This window comes from Thalassoroseus pseudoceratinae (assembly GCF_011634775.1).
Lineage (GTDB): Bacteria > Planctomycetota > Planctomycetia > Planctomycetales > Planctomycetaceae > Thalassoroseus > Thalassoroseus pseudoceratinae.
The window spans coordinates 397,187-417,537 of the sequence record NZ_JAALXT010000004.1; the positions used below are offsets into that span (position 1 = coordinate 397,187).

Genomic DNA, 20,351 nt, shown 5'->3' on the forward strand with positions numbered 1-20,351 from the left:
AGACAGCCGTCAACCGCGGAACGCGTTCAATAGATTGACGAATGGGGGAAAACTCGCTCCAATAGCCCCCTCATTCGGCGTTCGAATTCTCGACGGCCAACCATATTTCATCACTTCATTCCGAAGTGCCCCTGCTTGGTTTGTATTGATTCGCTTCATTTCTCGATTGAAAAGTCTGCCCAACCGATGGAATTACAGCTCGAAGAACGGTCCTGGAACGAAGTCGCAGCCGATTGGCTCATCGTCTTGGTCTCCAAGGACGTGAGTTGGTCTTTCCCTTTGTCGGATTTAGATTCCCATCTCGACGGAGTCTTAAGCCAACTCCGAGAACGAGATGAGTTTCCCAGCGACGTTGGCGAAACCTGCAAGTTGCCGGTCGCGAAGGGGATCGCCGCGGATCGGTTGTTGCTCGTGGGATTAGGTTCCACCGAAGCCTTGACGCCGGCGAAGTTTGAACGAGCTGCGCGAATTGCCTTCCGACAAATCACGAAGAAAAAGGACCAAACCGTCGCGGTCGCGTGGCCAGGCACTCCCAATATCGACTCGGCGACGGCGATTCAAACGGCAGTGATGTCGGCCGTGATTGCCGGGGTCGGTCCAGGGGTGTACCAAAGCGAACCCAATCGACACCCGCTCAAGACTCTTACGTTGCTTCAAGAGGCATCCGACGAGAACCGTAAGAGTGGCGAAGCCGGTCACATCCTCGGCGAAACCATCAACCAAACTCGGGATCTGGTGAACCGCTGTGCGGACGAAATCTATCCGGAATCCGTCGCCCAAAAAGCCAAAGAGATGAGCGACGAGGTCGGTTTGCGATGTCGAATTCTCGATCAAGAGCAACTCGAAGCGGAACGGATGGGGTCACTTTTGGCGGTCGCCCGAGCCAGCACCCGACCGCCGCGCGTGGTCGTCCTCGAGTATCTTGGAGCCAGCAGCGAAGCACCGACACTTGCCTTGTGTGGAAAAGGCGTGTGTTTCGACAGTGGCGGGTTGTCGATCAAATCCAGCGAGGGCATGAATACCATGAAGGCGGACATGGCCGGTGCCGCGACGGTTTTCGGAGCGCTCGCCGCCATCGCCCGACTCAAACTACCAGTGAATGTGGTGGGGTATTTGGGACTCGTCGAGAACATGATCAGCGGTTCGGCGTACAAGCTCGGTGACGTGCTGACCGCTCGCAACGGTGTGACGATCGAAGTCCTCAACACCGATGCCGAAGGGCGTTTGGTCCTCGCCGATGTGCTGGCTTATGCAGTCGATCAGGGCGCGGACAAAATTGTCGACTTGGCGACCCTAACCGGTGCGTGTGTGGTGGCCCTGGGTGAGGAAGTCAACGGACTCTTCACGAACAACTCGGAATGGGGCGACGAAGTCAAAGCGGCCGCCAAGAGTTGTGAGGAACGAGTCTGGGAACTGCCGATGGACAACGACTTCAACGATCTGCTCAAGAGTGACGTCGCCGACTGCAAGAACATTGGCGGCCGATGGGGCGGGGCAATCACCGCTGCGAAGTTCCTCGAAAAATTCGTCAGCGAGAAACCGTGGGTGCACCTCGACATCGCCGGCCCGTCCTTCGCCACCAGTAGCAAAAGCCATCAAGACAGCGGAGCCACCGGCGTCATGGTGCGAACGTTGGTGGAACTCGCACGTAACTTCAAATAGTCCAATTCTGTTGGCCGTCCTGATGAACGACTTCGATGTGTGGTCGCGGTTCACCTTTCCGCAAGCGAAACGAAAGTGGCGCCGTTTCGCTTGCTAGGATTGTTCCGTTCTCAACGGTCGAGGAAGCAACGATTGCGAGTTGATCGTTCCGCAGACGATAGAGTTCCAAGCCCCAAGGATCGCGGTCGATGACTAGCAATTCCCGAGTCCCGACTGAGGCATAGAAGTCTAACTTCTCGCGAGTACGGTCATTGGGGCTAACAATCTCCACCGCAAAGTCCGGTCCGCCGAACCAATGTGTACCGCGATTTGTTGCTTTTGTGTCATTCAAGAACACACCCACGTCCGGCACGCGATAGTCTTGTCGCCAATCTTCTTCTTGGTCAGATACATTGACTCCCGCGAAGACGTGCCCGTGTGATGCCCACTGGACCGTCGCTGTCATAATCGCCGCTAACTGTGTGATCAGGTTTTGGAGTTCGTTGTTGGCTAGTGGCGACACGATGTAGACTCCATCCCAGACCTCATCGTAACGATCGGAACCGTTTTTTCGACGTTCTCGGATCACAGATGTCAGAACGGACCGGTCCTGAATGCGTAGTTCCGCGTACTCTTCCAGGATTTCCGTTTGTTCGATCGTGGAACTCATGTTGCTCTTTCAAAAGCAAAAACCGACAGGGACGAGTCTATTGCACTCGGTCCCTGTCGGTCTGTCAAGTTTTTGTATGTCCGTCGGATGACGGTTCGATCTACTGTTTCATTGCGTCGGCGAGAATCTTCGAGGTGCTCTCTCGCATGATTCGCGGGTCGACCATTTCCCCTTTTTGGAGGGTGGCACGGACGTCTTTGCCGGAGATGAAGACGGGCTTTTCGTCGGCGTGGTTTTCCATGAGATCGACACGACCGAGCGACTCGTAGAACGCGGCGAAACCGACTTTGACCGGTTGGATTTTGAGGTCGCCGTTCAGGTTGTCGAAGATTTCGTGAGCGTCGAAGTCGCCCCAAATGGCGGTGCCATCTTTGTAGGGGGCGTCGGCGTGTTTCCGACCGATCACAATGTGCGTGTAGCCCATGTTCTGACGGTAGATGGCGTGCATGACGGCTTCTTTTGGACCGCCATAGAACATTTTGATGTCCAAACCAAGCAACGCCACGCGATCTGGCACGCTTTCGCCACGTGGGCCCCAGAGTTCCGCGTCGCTATCGCCTTCACCCAAAGCACGGTCGGCGATCAGCTTCTCGTAGGTGAGCATTCGGATTTCGGCGGAGACGTCGTCGCCTTTGGTTTCACCGATCAGCGGATTGAGCACGGCACCCGCATTTTTACCGTCGCGAAGCAAGGTTTCCAAGCCATAAACCAAAGCGTACTCGTGAGCACGGTGCAGGGGGTTGCGGGTCTGGAACGCAACGACGGCATCCCAACCTTTGTCCGCGATGACCGCTCGCACTTCCTTCGGCGAGAGAACGTATTTGCCGAAGGCAGCGTTCTTCGGTTGTGGAAGGGCTTGAATTTCACCGCCGATCAGGTGTGTCTTGTCGGCATCGTTCACCAACACCATGTCGGCACCGGGATGATCGGTGCGATCCGTTTGGTACACGCTGCTGATGTATTTCTGTTTGTCCCACTCATAGACATCGGTGATGTCGAGCGTGGCGACGATTTCACCTTCCGGGTTCGTCAACGCGACTTTCTGTCCCGCGGACAGGGTGCCCGCCAATTCGGTCGTGACAGGAAACGCCAACGGAATTGTCCAAGCGTATTTCGCACCGTTACTCTCGACAACGGCTTCATCCAAGACGAGGTTGTAAGCCTTGGAATCCATCGGGCCGGTCAGCGGGCTGAGTGTGCCGTCCGCCAAACGATAGACCGTGGACAAATCAGCCGTCGAAACCGGAACTTGCGGCAGCGTTTTCGCTTCTTCGAGGAACGCGGCTTGTTGGTCGGCGGGAACGGTACGGTTGACGGGTTCGGACAGACCGCCGTGAGGGGCGATAAGATCAGCCATGAGTCATTCTCGTTGTCAAGTGAAGGTGGGTCTACAATCGCTCGAAACTTAGGGAAACCGAGCGAACACGTCAAGCCGCCTCAGAAATTCAGGGCATTGTCGAAAACTTGACCGGTGACACCACGGCTGAATCGGCGTTTCTTCGTGGGATTTGTCCATGACTGGCCCACAGCGAAATTGAAATCGGTACAATATGTTGTGCGGGTGCAATTCCAAGGAGATTTTCGACCATGACCCCCTACCGATTGACCTTGATCATCACGGCGTGCGTGTGCGGGATCGATCCGAACGCAACCACATTCGCCCAAAGCGAATTCATACTTCGGGTTCCCGGTCAGAATGGATTGACCTCGACCGCTGTGGTTGACGAGTCCCAAATTGTGATTCGTGACTCTCAAGGGCAACGCTTTGTCTACACACGGGATCGCCGAATGGATACTCGTAATGGCGAATATCTCGGCTATTACTCCCGCGGAACGCGACAAGCGTTGCGTTGGCCGGTCGATTCTCGCGGATCAATGTTGATCGGCGATCCGGCTGGCAACTGGCGACGAAGTCAGCAGCAAATTCAACCGGCCGGTCGTCGAGCGGGTCCTCGTGGAAATCGACAACCTGCCCCCCGGCAATCCATGACCAACAATCCGCCGGGATTGGATCAATTCTACGATCCGCGACAAATCGACCTGCGGGGATTGGGGTCACGCCCATCGAATTCGCAGTTCCCACAGCGAGTTGAAGCACGACGCCCCATCGTCGATCCACGTGATCGACAAACCGGACGACTTCCGGAATCGAAATCCGCTTTGCGTCGCTCGCTAGCGGAAGTGGCGTTTCTGCCGCGTCAACGAGATACGCTCGATGTCGGCTACATCGACGACCGAGGCCAATACCAACTTTATCGCGGTTGGAAAGACAAATGGAACCAAGTTTCCGTGCCCACGCGAGAGCGTCTCGTGCCCGGTGCACCGCTGGCCATGTCCACTTGGAACAACGACCAATCACGAGCCTACACCGTTGCAACCGATGGACGACTCATTGGACTCGATGACAGAGGGCAAATCGAACCGCTGACGAAAGCGAATGTGTTTGAACCGGGAAGCCATTTGTTGGCTCATCAGAGCGGTGCGAACATCAACGGGTTCAGTGTCGATCGAAAAGGCCGACTCTGGCAATTGGATTTCGACAACGTGCAGCAACACCGGCTGATCGATCCTCAACCGAACCGTTTTGATCCCGGCGTCCCATTGGCATACGTGAACGACGGACTCGGTGGTCAGCCGGAACTCTTTGGAGTCGACCGCAATGGTTCGCTTGTCAGTTATGCCCAATCGGGAAATCGGTGGTCCGGGCCGAATGTGGTCGGCAATGGATTCCCTCCCGGCGCACCGCTGACGGCGATGGCGTACACAGACGGCGGGAACCGCACGGTCACGTATGCCGCCGCTGTCGACACCGTCGGCCGAATGCAACTTCTCAGCCGACAAGGCCGCCGATGGAATGCCCGACCAATCGTGCAAAGCGGATTAGCTCCGAATGCCCCTGTTTCTTTAGTCAACACGCCGAACGGTTTGATGCTTTCCAGCGTGGACGGTCGCGGTGAATGGCGGAATTGGGTGCAAGGTGCGAACGGCTGGACGGCTCAGCAGGTTGCCTCCGGGTTCGCAGTCGCTGCACCGATTGCAGTCGATCCACTTTCAATGACCGGGTTTGGAATCGACGCTACTGGTCGTCTGCTTGCAAACACTTACGGACCACAGGGTTGGAACTCTTACCTTCTGCTGCCAGGATTGGATTACACACCCCGAATTCATACCCGTCAGTTGGTGGCAGCCGCTCCATTGCCGCCAGCGCGAGTCAACTTTGTGAACTCGGGTGAAGAAGAAATGATCATGCAGTTGGCCGACTTGTTCGCCCCCGGTCCGCCGTCGCGTCACAAAATTCCGCCACGTGGGAGCATTCCGATCGACATTCCTCGCGACTCCGGCGGCGTGCTGCGGGAAGTTTACTCGGTGCCCACGCCAGCGGGTTGGGTCGAAGAAGTCAACGAGTTTTCGCTCGCACCGCAACAACGGTTTACCGTGGTCGCCTGGGCGAATCGCACGACCTATTCCTACATCGATCCCAAAGGCGTCAGCGTGCTGCCCGACTTCGACTTGAAAACGGCAGTCAGTCTGGGCGTGTTCGATCTACCACCGGGCGAGTTTCTCCGCGATGGTGAAACGATCGATGTCTTGCAAGTCGCACTTGCTCAACGCAATCCCGGAGCGGCTCAGTTCTTCGAGTATCCGCAGGAACAACCGGAATTTATCCCGCGTGAAGCCCCGTCCGATGCGTTGCCGCCATCACTGCGACGACAATTCGAATTGCCGCGAGAGACGCCCCTGCGACCGTTACCGGAACAGCCCCGTTCCGAAACCCGCATGACGTCACCACCGCTGCCAACCCCATTGGCCCCAGAAACCGAGGTCCCACAACGCAAAAGCCCGCAACCGGTTCCAGAACGAAACGAAAACGATCCGAACGATGGCCCACAACTCGTGCCACCGTTACCCAACTGATTGTGATTCGGTGCTCATCGGTGTTCGCCCCGCTTCGATTCACAGATCGAAGCGGCTATACTTCTCGAATCAAATTGTCCGGTCCACAGCAGTAGGCAAACGCAACCATGAGCAAGATTCGATGGGGCATCCTCAGCACCGCGAAAATCGGTACGGTCAAAGTCATCCCGGCAATGCAAAAAGGACAGCTTTGCGAGATTGCTGCGATCGCTTCGCGAGGCGTTGACCGGGCCCAAGCCGCCGCCGATGAACTTGGGATTCCCAAAGCTTACGGCAGCTACGAGGAACTGCTCGCCGATCCGGACATCGACGCCGTCTACAACCCGCTGCCGAACCATCTGCACGTGTCGTGGTCGATCAAAGCACTCGAAGCCGGTAAACATGTTCTTTGCGAAAAGCCAATCGGGTTGACCTCGGCCGAAGGTCAGGAGTTGGTCTCAGCGGGGAAGGCTCATCCAGAATTGAAGTTGATGGAAGCCTTCATGTACCGCCATCATCCCCAATGGCAGAAGGCGAAGGAACTGGCAACGAACGGATCCATCGGCCAACTGCGAACCGTGCAGACCGCTTTTTCCTACTTCAACGACAACCCCGACGACATCCGCAACCAAGCCGACGCGGGCGGCGGCGGGCTAATGGACATCGGCTGCTATCCGATCTCGCTCTCACGGTTTATCTTCGACGACGAACCCGAACGCGTCATCGGCGAAGTCGAATTCGACCCGAAATTCCACACTGACCGGCTCGCGTCTGCGATTCTGAAATTCCACAACGGAACAGCGACATTCACCTGTTCAACCCAACTCGTTCCGTATCAGCGAGTCAACATCTTCGGCACCGAAGGCCGCGTGGAAATCGAAATCCCCTTTAATGCACCGCCCGACAAACCCTGCAAAATCTGGCATCAACGCGGCAGCGAGATCGAAGAAATCACCTTCGATGTCTGTGATCAATACACCATCCAAGGCGATCTGTTCTCGAAAGCTATCCTCGAAAACACGCCCGTCCCGACGCCCATCAAAGACGCCGTCGCCAACATGCGCGTGATCGAGGCCATCCTAGCAAGTGCCCGTGATTCCCAATGGATCGTGCTGTAGATCAGTAGGCTGGGTCGTGACCCAGCATTCCACTCGAATTTGTGCTGGGTCATGACCCAGCCTACACAAATTCTGTGTCGTCAGAATCCGCGAAATCGATGATGCCCATCGTCGTGAATGACGACTCATCGACGGTCGGCGGCGCGAATGCTACACAATGTCGGAGTTCGACGTGCGTGGCGATTTCATCGTCGGACCGGCAAAAATAAACTCGCTGATCACACTCTTCGCAATATCGCACATCACTTGTTTCGGTCGGTTCCAAAGACTCCCAACGATTGGGGCAGCGAAAACGAAAAACAGGCTCGCAGTTGACGACTTTTGCTGATCGTGCCCGATAGTGAAACTCAACGGCTTCTTCGACCAACGCTCTTTCGGCAGTATCGATGTTCAACCGATAGCCAGGAAAGAGAAACTCAAGATGGGCGATCTGGCTGAGCAGCTGGCGAGTCTGAGGAAGAATCAGTTGCAGCGAATCGGAAGTCGCTGCAACTAGTAGGGCAGGGAATTCGAATGCAATTGAACTAGGAACGACATCCAACGCTTCATACGAAACTTCAATCTCTTCCAGCGAAGTCAGATGAGCCATTTCGTCGTTCCTAGTTGAAGAAAACTAACTGGCGGCCACTCCCATCGCCTTCTGCACGGCGGCTCCCATGTCGGCGGGGCTGCGGGCGACGGAAACGCCGGCTTTTTCGAGGGCGGCGATTTTTTCTTCCGCGGTGCCGGCTCCGCCGGAGATGATGGCTCCCGCGTGGCCCATCCGTTTTCCAGGAGGAGCCGTCTGACCGGCGATGAAGGCGGCGACTGGTTTCGTCACGTGAGCGTCGATGTACTCCGCTGCGAGAATCTCCGCGTTTCCGCCGATCTCACCAATGATCAACATCGCTTCGGTGCCGGGATCGTTCTCGAACATTTCGAGCAGTTCGATGTAACTCGTGCCGATGATCGGATCACCACCGATACCGACTGCGGTGCTCTGGCCGAGCCCAACGTTGCCGAGCTGCCAAGTCGCTTCGTAGGTGAGCGTGCCGCTCTTACTGATCAAACCGATGCTGCCCGGTTTGTGGATGTATCCCGGCATGATACCGAGTTTGGCAATGCCAGGCGTGATCACACCGGGGCAGTTGGGGCCGATGAGTCGGGCTCCGCTGCCTTTGATGCAATCTTGCACCTTGAGCATGTCCATGACTGGGATGCCTTCGGTGATGGCAACGATGAGTTCAATGCCTTCATCGGCGGCGGAGATGATCGCGTCGGCGGCGAATGGTGGTGGCACGAAAATCAGCGAAGCATTTGCTCCGGTTTCTTTGACGGCGTCGGCCACGGAATCGAAGACTGGAAAGCCATCCACATCGGTTCCGCCTTTGCCCGGCGTAACGCCGCCCACGATGACATCGTCACCCGGGCGGACTTCCGCGGCGTATTCCCGACACTTCTGGCTATGAAACAATCCCGCCTTACCGGTAATGCCTTGGGTAATCACACGGGTGTTTTTATCAACTAAGATGCTCATTGCTTTGAAGATTCAAAATGTGAATTCGAGGAGTAAAAAAACCGCAACCGCCAACCATTCGACTTACGCGTTCAACGTCGCGACGACTTTCTGAGCCGCGTCGGTGAGGTCGGTGGCGGTGGTAATTTGTTTGCCGCTTTCGCTGAGCATCTTGCGGGCGAGTTCGACGTTCGTGCCTTCGAGGCGAACCACCAACGGCAGCGTGATGCCGATCTTGTCATAAGCGGTGAGCAGGGCTTCCACGATCGTGTCACACTTCATGATGCCGCCGAAGATGTTGACCAGAATCGCTTTGACGTTGTCGTCGGCGAGAATGATCCGGAAGGCTTCGGTGACTTGATCGACGTTCGCTCCGCCGCCGACGTCCAAGAAGTTGGCCGGTTCGCCGCCATGGAGTTTGATCAGGTCCATCGTGCTCATGGCGAGTCCCGCACCGTTCACGAGACAGCCGATGTTGCCATCGAGTTTCACGTAACTCAAACCGGCTTCGGCGGCTTGGACTTCAGTCGGTTCTTCTTCAGTCAAGTCACGGAGTTCTTCGACGAAGCTTTTGTGACGGAACAAGGCGTTTTCGTCGAAGGACACTTTCGCATCGAGCGCGACGAGCTTCTGATCTTTCGTGACCACAAGCGGGTTGACTTCCGCCATGCTGCAATCGCTGTCAATGAAGAACTGGCAGAACTTCGTGAGGAAGTTCTCGGCACTGCGGACGGCGGTGTTCGACAGTCCCAAGGCGTAGGCCAATCGGCGAGCTTGATACGGTTGCAAACCGTAGGCGGTGCCGAATGGTTCTTTGATGATTTTTTCGGGCGTGTTGTGGGCGACTTCTTCGATCTCCATGCCGCCCTCGGTCGACATCATCACCACGGGCGAGCCGTGTTCACGATCGACGACGATCCCGAGATACAATTCATTCTCGATCGGCAGGCCTTCTTCGACGAACAGTGTATTGACCTGCTTGCCTTCGTCGCCGGTTTGAATCGTGACGAGTGTGTTGCCCAGCATTCTTGCGGCATTTTCCTTCGCTTCGTCGGCAGAGCGAACCAGCACGACACCGGCTTGCTCGGGCTCTTCCTTGAAGCGACCTTTCCCGCGACCGCCGGCGTGAATCTGGCTTTTCACCACGGCCAATTCACCGCCTAATTCGGTAAAAGCAGCGGCGGCTTCCTCAGCGGATTTGGCCACGATGCCACGCGGCACGGGCACCCCGGCTTCCCGGAGAAGTTGTTTGGCTTGATACTCGTGAATCTTCATGGAATCGATAAATTTCAGAGGTATGTGAGCGATGCAGTTGTGGCAGGTGTTCGATTGCGATGTCCTCGATTGCTCTCGAACCGAACCGCCGTATCATAGCCGTCTTGGAGCAGGGAATCCACTTGCTCCGATGGGTTTTCGATCGACTCCCGAAACTCGCCGTATCTTTTCAACGAGGCCGTCATGCTCAACGGAATCCCGCCGATAATCTCCCCGGAACTGATGTACGCCCTAATGAAGATGGGGCACGGCGATGAAATCGTGCTCGCCGACGGCAATTTCCCCGCCGATTCGCACGCTCAACGTGTGATCCGAGCCGACGGACACGGCGTGCCGGAATTGCTCGAAGCGATCCTGCAATTTCTGCCGCTGGATGATTTCGTCGACTCCCCCGCCGCAGTCATGCAACCGGTCGACACCACCGCCGAGACGCCACCAATTTGGACAGAGTTCGAACACCACATCAATTCGACCGCCGAACGCCGGATCGAATTGGAATGCGTCGAACGCTTCGCCTTCTACGAACGCGCAAAAGCTGCCTACGCGATCGTTGCCACTGGAGAAACGGCGATTTATGCGAATCTGATTTTAAAGAAGGGTGTCGTTTCGTAGGCTGGGACGAGTCGCCACCTACACGGCTTCCCATTCGACAGCGACGGTGGACGAACTTTGTCGACGCAGCACATGCTCACGCAAAGCCACGAGCATGCCCCCCGGCGAATTGTTAGCCGCCGGAAGCAGAAAGCGTCGCAACAATGGGCGCTCCATTGGTGATAATGATCGTGTGCTCATATTGAGCCGACAAATTCGATCTGTGACCAATCAATGCCCAACCGTCCTCGCCCTCACCAACATGAGTGCTTCTAGTTGATAAAAAAGGCTCAATGGCAACGACCTGACCTGCGTGCAATTTCCGAGAGTCATTGTGATCGTAATAGCCAATTATGCCTGCGGGCTCTTCATGTAAGGACCGCCCGATACCGTGACCTGCCAGATTGCGAATGACCTTGAATCGATGTGCTTTTGCGACAGACTGAATGGCTTTTCCAATCCGATTGATCTTCGCTCCAGCGCGTGCCTCAGAAACTGCACTTTTCAGGGCGACCCGTGTTGCATGACATAGTCGTGCTCTTAATGGTGCGATCGGTGGCACGACTGTTGTGCCACCCGTATCGGCAAAATATCCATTCAAGCTCGCCGACACATCAACATTAACAATATCGCCTGCACAGATCACTTTCGAACCAGGAACCCCGTGTGCAGCTTGCTCATTGACACTAATGCAAGTTGAGCCAGGGAAATCATATGTGACCTTGGGTGCTGACAGTGCTCCCGCTTCATCAAGCAAGCGTCCGCCTAGGTCATCCAACTCTTGCGTAGTCATCCCTGGTTCGACCGCTGCAAGCATCGCATCTCGTACCGTCGCAACAACACGACCTGCGGCCATAATGCCGTCAACATCAGCTTGGCTTTCTATTGTCATTTACCTTCTCGTTCAGTTAATGAGCGGCGACCGACCAAAAACACCGAGTTGCCGCCAGCGACGTTGATTTCAGATTCGGACCGGACGGCAACTCCGGTGCACTGCATTTTTGCACACACTTCAGGTTGACGCCTTGGAAGCGAGTGCTCCGTGTTGCCGCAGTACATTCGCGACAGCATTGTTTTCGTTGTCGATCGCTTCATCCAATGGTGTTCGCTGCTTATTTGTCCGCCGGTTGATGTCGGCGCCATTGGCGATCAGTATTTCAGCCGTTCTTTCATACGCACCCGGATCACCTTTGCCTTGGGTTGACCCACCCATTGCGACCGCGTGGAGGGCAGTTGTTCCGACAATGGCATCCTGATTGACATCGGCGCCGCGTTTTAACAAGAGTTCAACCGCCTCAGCGCTACCGGCATCCGCGCCCCATGAAAGTGGTGTCAGCCACCAATCGCTGACCGAATCATTGACGTTCGCCCCGAGGTCGAGCAATCGCCCACAGAGTTCGGTCGCGTTACGGTGTGCGGCCCAGTGAAGAGGCGTTGCCCCGTGAAGCTGCCCCGATCGTTCCGTACGCGTCTTGGCGAGCGCTGGAAACTCGTTAAGCATATCCAGAGCTTCTTGATGGCGATTCTGACGGATCAACTCAATGAACGCCTCGACGTCTTGCATGATCCTGTCCGATTGAATTCAGAGTTCGCTTCCCGATGTCGGTGCACAACTATGTTCGTATCACAAATCTCTCGGATATTATTTCAACGCGAAACAACGGTTCAAGTCATCGTCGAAATCTGGGCCAGTCGAATGCCCTTGATCAAATGACAGAGCAAAACGCGTGTAGCGTCTGCCATACACTTCGCTTTCGATAACGACGGTAGACGAACTTCGTCAATCCAAGTCTCGACGACGGGACGATCCTCATTGCAGGCCACCGGGCAAGATGATTTTGGCGTACACCGGATTGGCTTTTGGTTGGGTTGCTTTCTTCGGTGTCGGTTCCTCCGCGTTCCCTGCGTCAGGAACGAGAATGAGCGTGCAGACGATCAAGAACAATAATCGCCGAGTCACAGTATCCCCCTCTTTGACCGAATACCTGAGTTCACTCTCAGTACGCAATTTTGAGGGTAACGACGCCCGCGATGATCAAGGCTACGCCGAGATACCGTAGGAAGGAGGATGGATCTCCGTAATGCAGGACCCCGACGGCAAAAGTGCCTGCGGCGCCAATGCCTGTCCAGACTGCATAGGCAGTTCCCATGGGGATCTGACGCTGTGCAAGCCAGAGCATAAACCCAGAAACGACCATAAACCCCACGGCTACCGCAATGCCACTCCACCGAGTTTGTGGCTCCTGAGACATCTTCAAACCAACCGGCCAACCAACCTCAAACAGACCGGCGAGTACCAAATACACCCAGCTCATATCAGTATGCCTCTGAGGCCTAACTATGATTATCCTTCAAATCGCTTGGATAATAGGCCAATGCGAAGAGTGGGTCAATTTTTTAGTTGGAGTAGGAGGCAAGATTGGTTGGACATCCTCGGTGAATGGGCAGGGTAAAACTTCCGCAGCACGTGGGATGTTGATCGCTTTGAATGAGTATGGTTCAACGCACTTCGTCAATGCAACGCATGCTCACGCAAAACCGTGAGCATGGCACCCTGCGATCCCGTGCACGACCAACTCATTCTTCTCACTACCTGAGGCTGGAGCCGTCCCAGGTATGTTCGGGATCAGGAACAAAGGTGATTCCAAAACCGGCGTTGTTCTGAAGGCTCGTTTTGCCCGTCACGAGCCAACCTCCGGGCACCTTTGAACGGGAAATTGTCGTCCCATTGAGGCCAACCGCGGCAATGGGCCTAAACGCCAATTGCGGTTCTGGTGATCCGGTCCTTTTTGAAGGGGAGTTTTGCGCGGATACATTCCTGTCACTCAAGACCAGGGGGAGGCTAGCAACCAAGAGCAAGAGAGCGATCAAGGTTGTTGCAATTCGTCGAGACATTGATTTCCGCTCCAGGTAGAAAGACAGAAGTGTTGAAGAGTTGATCACCTTCCTCCAGTTTTACATCAAGTCGGAAAGACGATCAAATTTTTGCGGAGTGCCGTAGTTTGGGACATGCCCCAGGCTTTGCTCGCGATAAGTTCACTCAACATGCTGAGGCGTGATCGTGCCTACTTCATAGACTTCATTCGTTGGATGCAAACTCGATTCGTCAGGATGACATATTACAACGCGTTCGCGGCTGTGCTTCGTTAGACGGAAACACTTTGAAAGAGAAACTCCTTGCGGCTCGGCTCATAAGTGATGAAGGGATTCAGCTCGTCGAACTCGTGGCTTACAATGACAGCCTTCCCAAGAGTATCGCCGACTAGTCGCAAATAGCCTAGCAACTCATTGAGTGCCACCTCCGAAGTCACATCGCGAGGGGAAATGTCGAACTCAATTGCAGTCGTGCCAAAGAAATGACATGCAACCAGGATACCGCCAACATAAAACCGCAGAAATGGGCTTGCGGTATTGCGAGTGTCGAAAACCTCGTCGACGGTTAATGGAACTGGCTGTGCTGTGTGATCGACTGAATACTCCAATGTGTAGGATGCACGGAGCACATCGAATAATATCTGCCAATGCTTGATGGTCGTATCAAGAACGTAGATGTCACGAAGTGCTCCATCAGGCTCAAACTCTTGTCGGCATGTGTCCCAGCGAATCATGGAGACACCCTAGTTTCGTAGGCTGGGGCATGTCCCAGCGTGTGCCCGCGTTGAGCCTGCTCATCTTGCTGGGTCATGACCCAGCCTACAAGATTTAGAATGAGCAAGATTCGCAGGGTGGCCCAGGTTGCTTGCAACCTGGGATCACAAAGTGATCAAGAGGTTGCAAGTCAGCCGCCCCCACTCGAACAACCTCTTGCTGATTTGCAGCCCAGAAAGAAATCTTTCTGGGCCACCCCGCGAAGAGACTATCAAATCATTGTGAAGAAACTAGATAGCAAGTAAGGGCCGCACAGCGGACCCTACTTGCTCAACGTGCTGGGTCACGACCCAGCCTACAATACTGTCCTGGTCACACAATCACGGTTTGCTCGCGGTCCGGGCCGACGGAGATGATTTCGACGGGGCGTTCGACGAGTTCGGCGAGGGCGTCGAGATATTCGCGGGCGGCTTTGGGGAAGTCGGCGAGTTTTTTCACGCCGCAGATGTCTTCGGTCCAGCCGGGCAGGGTGCGGTAGACCGGTTTGGCTTTGGCGAGGTCATCGATGTGGCTGGGGAAATCGGTGGTGCGTTCGCCATCGATTTCGTACGCCTCACAGATGCTGAGTTCCGGCAATCCGGTGAGGACGTCGAGTAGGGCGACGGCGATGCAATCCACGCCGCTGATCATTGCACCATATCGGGTAGCGACGGCGTCTAACCATCCGCAGCGACGTGGACGCCCGGTGACGGTGCCGTATTCTCGGCCCACGTCGCGGATGCGTTGACCGGTTTCGTCGTGGAGTTCCGTCGGGAACGGTCCGCCACCCACGCGAGTCGTGTAGGCTTTGACGACGCCGATCATGCGGTCAATGACACGCTCCGGCACACCACTTCCGCCATGGATGCCGCAACCGGAACTATTTGACGACGTCACAAACGGGAACGTTCCGTGATCGATGTCCAGCAAACTTCCCTGGGCACCTTCGAACAGCAGCTTCTTGTCGGCTTTCAACTCGCGATGGAGGAGGGCGGTGGTATCGGTAATTCGAGGACGCAGACGATCCGCGTACGCTTGGAATTCCTCGTAAATCGCGTCGGCACTTAGTGGTGTGGCATCGGGATCGAGGGCTTTGATGATGGTGTTCTTTTGCGGAACGATCTCTTCCAACCGTCTGCGGAAGACATCGGGACGGATGAAATCGCCCATGCGGATCGCGTGTGTGCGACCGGCTTTATCGCGGTAACATGGGCCGATTCCCCGCATTGTCGTGCCGATGGCCTCATCTTTGCGGGCTTTCTCGAGCGCCGCTTCTTCCAGTTGGTGCCATGGGAAGATGACATGAGCTCGGTCGCTGACGACCAAGTTATCCACTGTTGCACCGTTTTGCTTCTCGATGCTGTCCAATTCTTCCAAGAACGCTTTGGGGTTGATGACCACGCCACCGGCGATCACCGAGGTTTTCTCCGGATGCAACACACCAGCTGGCAGCAAAGAAAGCTTGTACGTCTTTCCGTTGAAGACAACCGTGTGCCCCGCGTTGTTGCCTCCGAGATACCGCACGACAACGTCGTGATCTTCGGTCAAGAGGTCAACAATTTTCCCCTTCGCCTCATCCCCCCATTGGAGACCAATGACAGCCGTTGCAGCCACGATAGTTCACCTTCAATTTTGGATTCCAGCGTGTTCATCGAAGATGCACGCCAGCCGATGCGATCAAAAAGCCCGAACGAGTCTAGGGGAACGGACGCCACTTCGCGAGTGTAAACGGTGTTTCGCTCTTTTATCTTCGCGAGCTTGCCTGAGTGTGAACAGCGTTCGACCTTGTGAGAATTCTCACATCGTGGCAAATCGTCCACTCCCGGGTGCATTTGATCGGATATGAAAAGATGGAAAAGATTTGCGGAAGTTGCTGTCGGATTTCCAGACGAGTTGGCGATTCCTAAGCGGATCGTCCGATGAATACAGAGCCAACCCAACCGCCTCCGAAGCCTGCCAAGAGGAATGCGTGATGACCACTCCGGATGTAAGTCGCGTGGATTCTGCCTCGAAAACGTGTCGCATGCCTTGCTCGAAATCGTCGCCTACCAAACGTCGTGTGCTGGTCGTTGAAGATGACAGCTCCATCGCCGAGTGCATCGAATTTGTTCTAGCGAGCCGAGGTTACGAGGTTTTTCTAGCCGGCGATGGCACGGAAGGGCTCTGCCGGGCGGAGCGAGATTTCCCGGATTTGATCATTCTCGATGTCGTATTACCACGACGCAGCGGTTTAGTATTGCTGGAACGCACTCGACATTGGCACCCCGATCCGCCGCGGATCATCTTGATCACTGGGAACGACGAACCCCGTCACCGCGACTTCGCTCTCAGCCGAGGTGCAGACGGCTTCTTCGCCAAACCGTTTGATGTCGAAGATCTCGCCAATTCGGTTGACCGCCTGTTTGCGGTTCCGACCCGAACGAGCGCCTAACTTTGAGCGTTCTGTTTCGCACTCCGACGCATCGAAAGGACGTTACAAATGTCCCGGCCTCGGATGATTCTTGAGAAAACTTGAACCTGATCTTCCCATAGTCGAAAAAATTCCCTAAAACCCCGCCAACGCCGTATGCCCATTCTGCGGGTGGTCGCGCCGTGGTGGTGCGGGAACGAGGCGGCTAAAGCATTTTGCTTTCCGCTTGGCGTGTACTGTCTCGTGGAGAGATCGCCCTCATTGGCGGTTGAATCTACCGCAGATACCGAGGCCGGAGCACGGTCCAAGGGATTTTCGTCGTTTTTTCTCAAGGATGAGGAACTCATGAGCGCGACACGGAAGTGGATCGAAACTGTTGGAATCGCATGTTTAGGCGGAGCATTCGTTTGCGGAACTTCAGGTTGTGGCAAGGACCGACCTACTCCGGAACAAACGGCAAGTCAACTGCCCACTCTGTCGATTTCGAGCCCCAAAACGACGCCGAAAATTGAAACCGGTCCCCCGGTGGATTCTGCGGAGTTGGCACTGCAAGAAATCACATTGCTGCGTCTCAAAACGTTGCCGACCGAGGCGTCGGTTGCGGAAATCCGAGAGTTCCAACGACAACGCAACACCGAAATCGTGGCACTCGCTCAACACGCCATCGCCCGATCACACGCTGACGAAGCAAAATCGTCGGAATACCGCCAAGCGGTACACCACCTGCTCGAAGCCCGCACTCAGTTGGCTTTGCAACATCCCAGTGGTGAGGAAGCTGCTCGAAACGCAGACATCGAAACGCTTTACGATCATGCTGAGCAAGTGATTGCTGCCGATCCTAGCTCTCCGGCAGCGTTGGAAGCGGGGCTGTCCTTAGTCGCATTCGCCGAGACGATGGCTCGAAAATTCGGCGGCGAGGAACCCCGATGGCTGGAAGAATACAGTCGGCAAGCCCAACTCTTTGCCCGACGTTTCCCCGGCGAAACGGAACACGTGATCAAAACCCTCGATGCGGCCGGTTGGAGTTGTGACGCCCATGGACTCACGGAGGCGGCCGCTGCTTGTTACACCACGCTTCAGGAAATGTGTCCCGACGACAAACGAACGGCACACGTCTCAGCTATCCTGCGACGATTAACTCTCGTTGGACAGCCATTGAAATTGGCGGGTCCCACGATCGATGGCGGTTATGTTGACCTGGAACAATTCCAGGGAACACCCACAGTTGTCGCATTCTGGGCCAGTGAAACTGAAGGTGCTGAAGTTCAACTCCCCGAACTCAAAAAACTCGCCGACCAATTCGCCAACAACGGCTTGAATGTTGTCAGTGTGAACTTGGACTTCGACGAAGCAATTGCCAGAGATTTTCTGTCCCGTCACCAAATCGAATGGCCAACGGTGTTCTACGCCGCTCCCGATCAACGTGGCTGGAAGAACCCGATCGTGAAGTACTACGGTCTCCGTCGGATTCCAGCGTATTGGTTGGTCAATGCCGACGGAACCGTCGCCAGCACCTTCACGACACTCCCAGAACTCGCGGAACACTGCACCGACCTACTGAAATAAACCGCACACATGATCAAACAGGCACAATTCGATTGTGCAACCAAGTGTCGACACCGATGGTCTAGAGACCATCGGTGTTTTTTTGTAGGAAATGTCACAGATCGGCAGTGTTCAATTGATCAAAAATGGCATAAAAACACTGAACACGCGGTTTTTTTAGCGGAAAATGGGGGGTAACGATATTGTTCAGGCTTGAACTATGTATGAGAGTCCATTAGTATTTCCCTTAGTGAATCTATGTTTGACCCCACACCTATTTAATGTCGCTCCCCATATCAACTCCGTCATAAACAACCGTTTCATTGGAGTTATGAAGGTTTTGAAAAGGCACTATAGACCTTTTCAACTTTTGCAACAAAGGACACAGTAGTATGGTCGATGGTAACGGCACGAAACGTCCCGCTTTGACCCCGAGACAACGTGAAATTTACGAGTTCCTCAAAGATAAAATCGTGAATCGCGGATACGGCCCAACGGTTCGCGAAATCGGCACGCATTTTGAAATCAAAAGCCCCAACGGGGTGATGTGCCACTTGAAAGCCCTGGAGAAGAAGGGCTTGATCACTCGCGAATCTCACATGTCTCGTGCGATCCAGTTGACCGACTCCCCACAAAAACGCATGAGCCTCCCGCTCGCCGGACAGATTGTGGCCGGTCACCCGGTGGAAGCCGTCGAAGATGTGGAACGAGTCGACTTTGCCAACCTCTTTGATTCCGACGATCATTTCTGCCTAAAAGTCAAAGGCGATTCGATGATCGAGGACTCAATCGCGGAAGGCGATTACGTCATCGTCAACAAGCAGAACGATGCTCGGGAAGGCGAGATTGTGGTTGCATTGGTCGAAGGCCAAGACGCAACCCTCAAACGCTTCTACCGTGAGAACGACCGTTTCCGCTTGGAACCGGCGAACTCAACTATGCAACCGATCTACGCAGATGACGTTGAGGTTCTCGGCGTTGTTGTCGGTGTTGTCCGCCAATACTAAATCCCCCAAGTCCATCAGCCGTGAGATACGAGTCACGGTGGAACTTGGTTCTGATAGGCCCCCGACCAGCACGTTCGGGGGCTTTTTTTGTCATTCCGGCGGATTCACGCCCTCCGAACAATTCTCCAGAGTTGACGGACACGAGAACGCCTGATAATTTGCTGGTTTGCCAACCATGCGGTGAATCGTTGTTGGTAATCCGTACAACTGTCTTTTCTTTGTGAGATTGAAGTGTCATGGGACGAGTGGAACGGCAACGGGATTTAGCTCGAAAACGCACACGACGGGCCAAGCTACGCCGATTGCGAGAAAAGTATCGCAAAGCGAATGAATCCGAACGCCCTGAAATTATCGAGAAAGTCCGTCTTGTCAGCCCGCTTGTGAACTTGGTCGAAGAAGAAGCCAATCAGGAAAAAGCGGAATCCTAACGGACATTTCTTGCCTGAGGCATCTTAGGCAATTGAATCGAGAAGCTATTTGCAGAGCGGGGTGGCAGTATCCACTCCGCTTGCTGCGTTTCTTGAGGTGGCTTTCCTGCTCCAAATCATTCGCTTGGGCTGTCAGCAGCACACACGAGCGGGCGAGAGCATGACGTGCTCCCCTGCATCGAGATCTTCTAGCGCCCCACAATTGCGAGATTCTGGAAATCGCATCAAGCTCAAGCATTTGAATGCGTTTCGGGCTTACCTCTCTCCGCAATGTATGTCATACACAGAACTGGTGCGCAAACACGGCTGGAAGTCGAATCGGCGTGCGATCGACGAGAACCTGGCCACGTCTCCACAGAAACCGCTTGCGTAAACCCCGACTGATCTGATAGAGATCCACAGAGCCGTCGTCAAACGGAGTTTGGGACCGCGTTTCGAGCAAACTCGTTTCAGGCGGACAACGGCGTTCCAATGCAATCGATCGTGCACGATTATGAGACTTGAGTCACTCGTGCAAACGGATCCCCCGGGTCATTTTTTCAATCCCGACGACGCTGTTTGAAGACGCTTGACACGGCCTTCGAACTTTTATAAGCAACACCATCTAATGTGTGCGTCGTGCCACAAGTTATTTGTCGTAAGTAGCGAGA

20 protein-coding genes are annotated in these 20,351 nt (G+C 54.9%); 8 read left to right on the plus strand and 12 right to left on the minus strand.

All coding sequences use genetic code 11. The annotated features are described in order from the left end of the window. The first annotated feature begins 186 nt into the window (after nucleotides 1-186). Nucleotides 187-1,662, plus strand: coding sequence for a leucyl aminopeptidase (locus G6R38_RS15955; protein WP_166827817.1), 1,476 nt, complete (start codon nucleotides 187-189; stop codon nucleotides 1,660-1,662). On the opposite strand, the gene G6R38_RS15960 is transcribed toward G6R38_RS15955, so the two are convergent. Further along, nucleotides 1,655-2,311 (minus strand): Uma2 family endonuclease, encoded by a 657-nt coding sequence (locus tag G6R38_RS15960; RefSeq protein WP_166827820.1) that lies wholly within the window; start codon nucleotides 2,309-2,311, stop codon nucleotides 1,655-1,657. The genes G6R38_RS15955 and G6R38_RS15960 overlap by 8 nt on opposite strands. A 100-nt stretch (nucleotides 2,312-2,411) precedes the next feature. Continuing rightward, complete coding sequence (locus G6R38_RS15965) at nucleotides 2,412-3,668, minus strand: sulfate adenylyltransferase (RefSeq protein ID WP_166827824.1); 1,257 nt, start codon at nucleotides 3,666-3,668, stop codon at nucleotides 2,412-2,414. A 230-nt stretch (nucleotides 3,669-3,898) separates the two neighbouring features. On the opposite strand from G6R38_RS15965, the gene G6R38_RS15970 reads away from it, so the two are divergent. Both G6R38_RS15970 and G6R38_RS15975 read left to right on the plus strand, forming a co-directional pair. Further along, nucleotides 3,899-6,226 (plus strand): hypothetical protein, encoded by a 2,328-nt coding sequence (locus G6R38_RS15970; RefSeq protein ID WP_166827827.1) that lies wholly within the window; start codon nucleotides 3,899-3,901, stop codon nucleotides 6,224-6,226. A gap of 107 nt (nucleotides 6,227-6,333) precedes the next feature. Then, complete coding sequence (locus G6R38_RS15975) at nucleotides 6,334-7,323, plus strand: Gfo/Idh/MocA family protein (protein WP_166827830.1); 990 nt, start codon at nucleotides 6,334-6,336, stop codon at nucleotides 7,321-7,323. A gap of 61 nt (nucleotides 7,324-7,384) precedes the next feature. Here G6R38_RS15975 and G6R38_RS15980 read toward each other — a convergent pair whose 3' ends face one another. From G6R38_RS15980 to sucC, 3 genes are all read right to left on the minus strand, one after another. Further along, the gene (locus tag G6R38_RS15980; protein ID WP_166827833.1) at nucleotides 7,385-7,912 is read right to left on the minus strand and encodes a hypothetical protein; all 528 of its coding nucleotides are present in this window, start codon (nucleotides 7,910-7,912) and stop codon (nucleotides 7,385-7,387) included. A gap of 24 nt (nucleotides 7,913-7,936) precedes the next feature. Beyond that, on the minus strand, nucleotides 7,937-8,839 hold the full coding sequence (gene sucD / locus G6R38_RS15985; RefSeq protein ID WP_166827836.1) for a succinate--CoA ligase subunit alpha: 903 nt from the start codon (nucleotides 8,837-8,839) through the stop codon (nucleotides 7,937-7,939). A gap of 63 nt (nucleotides 8,840-8,902) precedes the next feature. Next, nucleotides 8,903-10,093: an ADP-forming succinate--CoA ligase subunit beta gene (gene sucC, locus G6R38_RS15990; RefSeq protein WP_166827839.1), complete on the minus strand. Its 1,191-nt coding sequence runs from the start codon at nucleotides 10,091-10,093 to the stop codon at nucleotides 8,903-8,905. Between the two features lie 183 nt (nucleotides 10,094-10,276). Between sucC and G6R38_RS15995 the strand changes: the two genes are divergently transcribed. Next, a complete protein-coding gene (locus G6R38_RS15995; protein WP_166827842.1) occupies nucleotides 10,277-10,705 on the plus strand; it encodes an RbsD/FucU family protein in 429 nt (142 codons plus the stop codon). Between the two features lie 18 nt (nucleotides 10,706-10,723). Here the strand turns inward: G6R38_RS15995 and G6R38_RS28265 are convergent, their stop codons facing one another. From G6R38_RS28265 to G6R38_RS16025, 7 genes are all read right to left on the minus strand, one after another. Then, on the minus strand, nucleotides 10,724-10,846 hold the full coding sequence (locus tag G6R38_RS28265; RefSeq protein WP_261345392.1) for a hypothetical protein: 123 nt from the start codon (nucleotides 10,844-10,846) through the stop codon (nucleotides 10,724-10,726). Further along, nucleotides 10,818-11,576 carry a type I methionyl aminopeptidase gene (gene map / locus G6R38_RS16000; protein WP_166827845.1) on the minus strand — a complete coding sequence of 253 codons (759 nt, stop codon included), beginning with the start codon at nucleotides 11,574-11,576 and terminating at the stop codon, nucleotides 10,818-10,820. Before map ends, G6R38_RS28265 begins: the two co-directional genes overlap by 29 nt. Nucleotides 11,577-11,696: 120 nt before the next feature. Further along, nucleotides 11,697-12,248 (minus strand): ankyrin repeat domain-containing protein, encoded by a 552-nt coding sequence (locus tag G6R38_RS16005; protein ID WP_166827848.1) that lies wholly within the window; start codon nucleotides 12,246-12,248, stop codon nucleotides 11,697-11,699. A gap of 246 nt (nucleotides 12,249-12,494) precedes the next feature. Next, nucleotides 12,495-12,644 (minus strand): hypothetical protein, encoded by a 150-nt coding sequence (locus G6R38_RS16010; protein WP_166827851.1) that lies wholly within the window; start codon nucleotides 12,642-12,644, stop codon nucleotides 12,495-12,497. A gap of 37 nt (nucleotides 12,645-12,681) precedes the next feature. Next, the gene (locus tag G6R38_RS16015; RefSeq protein ID WP_166827854.1) at nucleotides 12,682-12,999 is read right to left on the minus strand and encodes a DMT family transporter; all 318 of its coding nucleotides are present in this window, start codon (nucleotides 12,997-12,999) and stop codon (nucleotides 12,682-12,684) included. 831 nt (nucleotides 13,000-13,830) lie between these two features. After that, nucleotides 13,831-14,292 carry a hypothetical protein gene (locus tag G6R38_RS16020; RefSeq protein WP_166827857.1) on the minus strand — a complete coding sequence of 154 codons (462 nt, stop codon included), beginning with the start codon at nucleotides 14,290-14,292 and terminating at the stop codon, nucleotides 13,831-13,833. Nucleotides 14,293-14,644: 352 nt separating this feature from the next. Further along, entirely contained in the window at nucleotides 14,645-15,925 is a 1,281-nt protein-coding gene (locus G6R38_RS16025) for an adenylosuccinate synthase (protein ID WP_166827860.1), read from the minus strand. 247 nt (nucleotides 15,926-16,172) lie between these two features. Here G6R38_RS16025 and G6R38_RS16030 point away from each other — a divergent pair, with 247 nt between their 5' ends. From G6R38_RS16030 to G6R38_RS16045, 4 genes are all read left to right on the plus strand, one after another. Then, nucleotides 16,173-16,742 carry a response regulator gene (locus G6R38_RS16030; RefSeq protein WP_166827863.1) on the plus strand — a complete coding sequence of 190 codons (570 nt, stop codon included), beginning with the start codon at nucleotides 16,173-16,175 and terminating at the stop codon, nucleotides 16,740-16,742. Nucleotides 16,743-17,066: 324 nt separating this feature from the next. Then, entirely contained in the window at nucleotides 17,067-18,287 is a 1,221-nt protein-coding gene (locus tag G6R38_RS16035) for a peroxiredoxin family protein (protein WP_166827866.1), read from the plus strand. Between the two features lie 371 nt (nucleotides 18,288-18,658). Then, the gene (gene lexA / locus G6R38_RS16040; RefSeq protein ID WP_166827870.1) at nucleotides 18,659-19,273 is read left to right on the plus strand and encodes a transcriptional repressor LexA; all 615 of its coding nucleotides are present in this window, start codon (nucleotides 18,659-18,661) and stop codon (nucleotides 19,271-19,273) included. A 236-nt stretch (nucleotides 19,274-19,509) separates the two neighbouring features. Then, complete coding sequence (locus G6R38_RS16045) at nucleotides 19,510-19,701, plus strand: DUF6800 family protein (RefSeq protein WP_166827874.1); 192 nt, start codon at nucleotides 19,510-19,512, stop codon at nucleotides 19,699-19,701. Nucleotides 19,702-20,351 lie beyond the last annotated feature (650 nt).

Bases quoted from the DNA above. Each gene is read 5' to 3' on its own strand.
- G6R38_RS15980 (WP_166827833.1), bottom strand. From the start codon at position 7,912: ATGGCTCATCTGACTTCGCTGGAAGAGATTGAAGTTTCGTATGAAGCG.
- G6R38_RS16020 (WP_166827857.1), bottom strand. From the start codon at position 14,292: ATGATTCGCTGGGACACATGCCGACAAGAGTTTGAGCCTGATGGAGCA.
- sucD (WP_166827836.1), bottom strand. From the start codon at position 8,839: ATGAGCATCTTAGTTGATAAAAACACCCGTGTGATTACCCAAGGCATT.
- G6R38_RS15975 (WP_166827830.1), top strand. From the start codon at position 6,334: ATGAGCAAGATTCGATGGGGCATCCTCAGCACCGCGAAAATCGGTACG.
- G6R38_RS15965 (WP_166827824.1), bottom strand. From the start codon at position 3,668: ATGGCTGATCTTATCGCCCCTCACGGCGGTCTGTCCGAACCCGTCAAC.
- G6R38_RS16005 (WP_166827848.1), bottom strand. From the start codon at position 12,248: ATGCAAGACGTCGAGGCGTTCATTGAGTTGATCCGTCAGAATCGCCAT.
- G6R38_RS15955 (WP_166827817.1), top strand. From the start codon at position 187: ATGGAATTACAGCTCGAAGAACGGTCCTGGAACGAAGTCGCAGCCGAT.
- lexA (WP_166827870.1), top strand. From the start codon at position 18,659: ATGGTCGATGGTAACGGCACGAAACGTCCCGCTTTGACCCCGAGACAA.
- G6R38_RS15960 (WP_166827820.1), bottom strand. From the start codon at position 2,311: ATGAGTTCCACGATCGAACAAACGGAAATCCTGGAAGAGTACGCGGAA.
- G6R38_RS16045 (WP_166827874.1), top strand. From the start codon at position 19,510: ATGGGACGAGTGGAACGGCAACGGGATTTAGCTCGAAAACGCACACGA.
- G6R38_RS15970 (WP_166827827.1), top strand. From the start codon at position 3,899: ATGACCCCCTACCGATTGACCTTGATCATCACGGCGTGCGTGTGCGGG.
- G6R38_RS16035 (WP_166827866.1), top strand. From the start codon at position 17,067: ATGAGCGCGACACGGAAGTGGATCGAAACTGTTGGAATCGCATGTTTA.
- G6R38_RS16015 (WP_166827854.1), bottom strand. From the start codon at position 12,999: ATGAGCTGGGTGTATTTGGTACTCGCCGGTCTGTTTGAGGTTGGTTGG.
- map (WP_166827845.1), bottom strand. From the start codon at position 11,576: ATGACAATAGAAAGCCAAGCTGATGTTGACGGCATTATGGCCGCAGGT.
- sucC (WP_166827839.1), bottom strand. From the start codon at position 10,093: ATGAAGATTCACGAGTATCAAGCCAAACAACTTCTCCGGGAAGCCGGG.
- G6R38_RS15995 (WP_166827842.1), top strand. From the start codon at position 10,277: ATGCTCAACGGAATCCCGCCGATAATCTCCCCGGAACTGATGTACGCC.